Source organism: Flavobacterium sp. RSP49 (assembly GCF_003968735.1).
Lineage (GTDB): Bacteria > Bacteroidota > Bacteroidia > Flavobacteriales > Flavobacteriaceae > Flavobacterium.
The window spans coordinates 1-5,612 of record NZ_RYDN01000057.1; the positions used below are offsets into that span (position 1 = coordinate 1).

Genomic DNA, 5,612 nt, shown 5'->3' on the forward strand with positions numbered 1-5,612 from the left:
ATACATCGGATTTGTGCTTGTATTAAAGAAAATAGAGTCTATAAAATTAGAGAAGTAGCATAAAAAACATAATTTTGCATCTACCAAGACAAAGCGGAAATAGGCTCTGCTGAGGAGCAACCTATCAGGAATAATCTGTGGTGCCGACGAATAAGTCAAACGAAAAAGGGAGGCTAAAATCCTTCCTTTTTTATTACTTATTCAGAGGCGACATATGCCTAAAAAAACCTAAAATTATTTTTGAAAATAAAGCAATATTTATTTGCAAAAGACATAGTAATCAAGCGGTCTCTCTTCGGTCGTTCTCTTTGTTTCGTTCGGCAGCTTCAGTCGGTCAACCTTACATTTTCATAAGAAGATTTTTTGGAAATAAGCAATTTATTATTTCAATTCAATAGTTAGGTTTCCCTCCGTTCCGCAGACACTTCACAGCACTAAAAAAAACAGCAGCTTGAAAATAAGCAGCTATTTTTTTGCACTGTTACGTTCCTCATCTTCACACGTTCACTTCCTGCATTCGGCAGGGCTAGTACATCCACAATACCGCTTCATTCCGTTACACTCCGCAGGCTCCGTTCCACTGCATTCCAGCAGTATCATGTCTGTCGCCCTTTATTTTTTCAGCGGTTGCTCCTTCGCACAGCCATCGGGGTTGGCGCCGTTCCGTAAAAAACGTCACTTTTGCCCTAAATCAAGGTACGCCTGCGGCTGTCTTATATTTTTTCCCCGCCGTTACACGCTCTTCCCCCTTCATTTTGCGTCTCGTTCCTCGCCAGCTGCAATTCTCGGCTTCAGGCGGCTGTTCGATTGCCGCAACCCCGCCACTGCGCTCCTCGATAAATAATAATTTCCGCTATCGCTACAATCATCATTTTCTGCGGTGCTTGGGGGTGTTTGATTGCTACTTCCATAACAACGTCCCCCGAAAAACTTCAACAAGACGATAGTGCAATTTCTTGAAAAGAAAAAGAAAAAAATCCAGCAAACATAGCATCCATTCCTCACTTTCAGTCGGTCGTTCCTCCCTCCGTTTTCGTTCGTCATTTCTGCTGTTTTAACGGCTTTCTTTTTTTCTCTTTTTTCTTTTCAAAAAATTAAGGTTTAATTTTAATACCAATATACCATGCCAAATTTCATCATTAAATCACATCAAAAAAATGCAATTTACAAAGCAAACCAAATCTTCATACTCAACAAAGGGATGAACAGTGGCAAGCCGCAAAAAGAACCTTTTACCAATAGTTTTGTAATCCTATTTCAAGACGAGCAAGATGCCGAAACTGTGTACTGGTTGGCTTATAGTTTATGGAAAGCAAGATTCTGGCACCAATCACTAGTTGGGTCCGTAATTCCATTTTTACGAATTGACGATTTCAAAAAGGACTTTTCGGCTAAAACAGATGAAATGATGCAGGAATACGAACTGCACAAAAAACAAATTCAAGCATTGAGGTTACTGGAACAAAAAGAGAACCAATTACATCAGAATATTGTTCTTATCAATGAAATGAAAAGGGTGATACTATCTGGGTATTATAGAAAATAAAAAAACTTGTTCTTTTATAATGTATATTTGAAAGAACTAAAACAGTGTATTTATCATATAAAACACCCTAAAATGAAAGCATTGGCATAATTTAGTTAAATATTATACAAGTAGTAGCTATAATTCAAAAACAACTAATGATTACAAATCTACCAGTTTCAGAAGATTTTGAAATTGTATCTAAACAATGTTTAACTCAAGCATTTAATTTGCTTTTTAAAGTTTATGAACATTATGAAGGATATGATTATTTAATAAAAAAAGATGAAATTCCAATTGAAAGAATTTGGGAACACAATAGCGGAACTATAAGAACTTCATTAATTCTATTACATCAAGGAATAGAAACATTTATGAAATCTGTAATATGTAAAACTTCACCTTTATTACTTATTGAAAAAAAAAGAACTGATTGGCCAAGTTTGCCATCAAGTGCTAATAAAGACTTTGATAGTCTCTATACAATCTCTGGAGAAGCATTATTAACATCGTTTTGCGCAGTTCCGTCAATAATTAAAATTGACAATGATTTAATTAATTTTATTGAACATATTAGACAAAAAAGAAATGAAGCAATTCACGGTGTTTCAAAATTATCAATTACACCAAAAGAATTATTAGAAAATATTTTAGAAGCATATACTTATTTCTTTGGGGAAAATTCTTGGTTTTTAGAAATGTGGAATTTTAACTTTGAAAATCCACTTTTCGGTTATTTAGATTGGGATTTTGAAAGTTTAATGTCTTACAGATATCTAGATTTTGCTGAATTTATGCTTGGACGTAAAAAGTTAAATAAATATATAAAAACAGATATAACTGGTAGAAATTATTATTGTCCTTCATGTAAAGAAACTATTGACGAAAAATTAGGTCATTTAGAAAGCAAATGGGCGTTTCTCATACCTAATAAACCAGATTCAAAAGAAATACATTGTGTGAATTGTGATGCCGGATTTATTGTTGAAAGGAAAGATTGCATCGAAAAAGATTGCAAAGGAAATGTAATTTATTCCAACTCAATTGATGTTTTTTGTTTATCTTGCTTTATGCCACAATTTTAATCAAATATTAGTTCAACATAAGGTTATCAATATGGGTTTTAGTAGAAATATTGTTTTAATTCGTATTTTTCGTTTAGCAGAAAATACTCTGCTTCAAATTCTCAAACATTGCAAAGCGTGTGACATTACAATAAAAAAGCCTGATCTAACGACCAGACTTTCTTAGTTAATCCGGAAAAGGTTACCAATCATAACCGAATTATTTATTTTTGGATCGTATGAACCATTTTAAAAGGAGCGAAACACTAAAACTGATAATCGCTCCAACGACTGCTAAGATTATCGTTTTTAGAATATCTTCAGAAACGATATTGGGAACTATACTTAATAAAGTTCCAGATGCGGTTCCGATTTGCAAAGTGTTATTTGATTCCATCTCGCGGTAAATTTTGATTGTCTTTTTTCAACCGGTTCACTATGGCCCGCTCTCGGTTTGCCTCATCATCAACAGTAATCTGACTAATTACCGAAATGACTCCTCCCGCAAGAGCTGCATATCCGGCAATACTGACAACGACTACAGGTAATACTACCGGAACTGCAATGATACTCCCACTGATAGCCAATAGAGCCATTCCAATACTTCTTAAAATCCGAAAAAACTTAGGGGTAGGTGCTTTTGCACGTTCAACTATATTCATAAAATTATTTATTAGATTGGATTCTTATTTTCACTTCTTCATTATAGCTCAAAACTCTATAAACTAAGCCTTTTAACTTTTCTAACGCTTTTCGGGAAGAACTGCCCTTCCCTATTCCGATGTGCAGTGTTACAGGAGCAATACAGCCCAATAATTCCGTTTTAGCGTCATTGGCGGGATGGATTAAAATCAAATCTCTTCCCGGAACATTTTTCAAATGCAAGTGCCATTGGAACTTTGGGCTAAACCGCTTCTGCAAAACATATTCTCCTTCAGGAATACAAGAAATACGTCGCTGGTTATGCATCCAAGGCAACTCGATGGTATAACAAACTAAGGTGCCGTTCCATACTATAGTTCCTTGTGTTCCCTCGGGGAAATACGTCCTATTTAACACTAAAACCATCTTAAAGCCCGCTTACCTGAACCAATGCCAATGGGTTGTATGACCCATTTTTCAAAGGATACATTCTGCCGTTTACCTCTTGATAGAATTCAATTCCCAAAGCCAAAAACAATGGTTTTGTGCTGCCCGGAGTAACTGGATTGACATGATTGATATCAACGGTTTGATTCGAATCCCAAGGTAGAATATCCGTTTCCGAAGTGGCAACTACAAAAGTTTCCGCTTCAAAATCAATTTCCGCACCTGCTGATATAATTTTGAAATGAGTAGTTCCACTTGCAGCCGCAATCATATTCGCAGGAACAAACGGCAACAAATCAACCATAATATCACCCGTAGCACGGTCAATTGTCCCCACAAAAGGAGCAAATAAAGCAGTGCCCAGTTTTCCTCTAATGTTGAATTCGAAGCCTGCAAGCAACTCTGCTTCACCATCTATCACATTACGCAATCCACGCTCACTTACCATATCCGCTTGAATGACTTTAATCATAGATTGAGTCAATCGGCTTACCATTCTCCCATCAGCAGAATTAATAAGTAAAGTTCGCAATGCCGTTCTCAAAGTTTTCCCTGCCTTTCCAGCTCTTCCAAATTCAGAACCGTTTTCACGCGTTCTCTGAAACGCAGGATCGCTCGCTATTCTACTCGCATCGATTCCACCTTTTTCTCTGGCCAAATGACCATCTTTAGTTTTGTAAAAAGTAATATCTCCAATAGTACCTTTCAATTTAATAATGCCCTTCTGTCTTGCCATAATTTCTAAATTTAGATTTTTTTAAACTCCTTCAATCATTATCCTGTTGCAACACCTTTAGATTGATTATGAAACAAATTTTAGTCAATTAAACCACATAAAAAAGGGGACACTATTCCATATGTCACTTTGTGACATAAATGGCAGAAATGGACATAAATACCCATTTACAACCATCATAAATTGAAATAAATTACCGCTTCTGAACGAAAGGAATTATTTACTATTTTTATTGTGCGCAAGAACTTGAATCATAGAGATTTCAAGTTAGGCAAAGCCCAATCAAAGCCATAGATAGAGTATGAGAACCGAAAACAAGAGATTGTGTATCTACCCAAAGGATATACAACGCATAACAGGAAAGAGTTACCGTCAAAGCATTAGACTATTACAAAACATAAGAAAGGAGCTGAATAAGCTCCAAAATGAATTCGTGTCAATCGAGGAATTTTGCCAATACACGAGCTTAAAAATTGAACAAGTTGAACCTTTGATAATTGGATAGAATTTATGTTTTAGGCAACTAAATTTTGAACCGATTCCGGTTCAATAATATTACTCGACAAGTTCAAATTTTAAACAATGAAAGACCTTTTTTTACTTTGATAAACCTTTAATTATCACTATATTTACAGCGATAAGATTACATGATTTTTTACCTATAAATCGTAGGAGTAAAATCGAGACCCTTGTTTTAAAATAGTTTGCGAGACATCGTAAACACTGACATAAGGAGAGAGAAACAAATCCCTCTTTCTCCGCAAAAATAAAACCCTAACGATTGGTTATCAATTAGTTAGGGTTTTTTGTTTCTAGTCCTAGCCCACATTTAGTCCACAATCAAATTAAAATTTATTCACTAAAGAATACAATCCTTTATTTTTGTTTTTAGCCTGTAAATTCCATTTTTGATACTTAGGTAGCATTTCGCAAAAAACGTCATTGTATGGCTTCGCAAACCCCTTTTTAATCATTATTTCATTTAAAACTCTACCATCTTTCAGAAATAGATAACCAAGGCTTCTTCCGTATTTGTCTTGAAGATTATTTTTTTCTTGTACCAATGTACATTTATCACCTATTGAAACATTACTTTTCAAAAATTCAAATGACATATAACCTATGTCTCGTCCGGAATAACCGATACAGATTATTAGATAAAAATATTTAATTAAACACTTGCAAAAACGTTTTTGCA

The 5,612-nt window shown here is 35.0% G+C and carries 7 protein-coding genes; 2 read left to right on the forward strand and 5 right to left on the reverse strand.

Going from position 1 to position 5,612, the window contains the following annotated elements; all coding sequences use genetic code 11:
- Positions 1-1,123 precede the first annotated feature (1,123 nt).
- Together EKM02_RS14520 and EKM02_RS14525 are read left to right on the forward strand one after the other, a co-directional pair.
- A complete protein-coding gene (locus EKM02_RS14520; RefSeq protein WP_126456378.1) occupies positions 1,124-1,546 on the forward strand; it encodes a DUF6943 family protein in 423 nt (140 codons plus the stop codon).
- Between the two features lie 137 nt (positions 1,547-1,683).
- Positions 1,684-2,610: a hypothetical protein gene (locus tag EKM02_RS14525; protein ID WP_126456380.1), complete on the forward strand. Its 927-nt coding sequence runs from the start codon at positions 1,684-1,686 to the stop codon at positions 2,608-2,610.
- A gap of 199 nt (positions 2,611-2,809) precedes the next feature.
- Here the strand turns inward: EKM02_RS14525 and EKM02_RS14940 are convergent, their stop codons facing one another.
- From EKM02_RS14940 to EKM02_RS14550, 5 genes are all read right to left on the reverse strand, one after another.
- Complete coding sequence (locus EKM02_RS14940; RefSeq protein WP_199878498.1) at positions 2,810-2,986, reverse strand: hypothetical protein; 177 nt, start codon at positions 2,984-2,986, stop codon at positions 2,810-2,812.
- Positions 2,973-3,251, reverse strand: coding sequence for a hypothetical protein (locus EKM02_RS14530; RefSeq protein WP_126456382.1), 279 nt, complete (start codon positions 3,249-3,251; stop codon positions 2,973-2,975). The genes EKM02_RS14940 and EKM02_RS14530 overlap by 14 nt, the downstream gene beginning before the upstream one ends.
- A gap of 4 nt (positions 3,252-3,255) precedes the next feature.
- On the reverse strand, positions 3,256-3,657 hold the full coding sequence (locus EKM02_RS14535) for a DUF5675 family protein (RefSeq protein WP_126456384.1): 402 nt from the start codon (positions 3,655-3,657) through the stop codon (positions 3,256-3,258).
- 1 nt (position 3,658) lies between these two features.
- Entirely contained in the window at positions 3,659-4,414 is a 756-nt protein-coding gene (locus EKM02_RS14540) for a hypothetical protein (protein WP_126456386.1), read from the reverse strand.
- Between the two features lie 845 nt (positions 4,415-5,259).
- A partial coding sequence (locus EKM02_RS14550) for a thermonuclease family protein (protein WP_148103541.1) occupies positions 5,260-5,612 on the reverse strand: 353 nt, incomplete at its 5' end.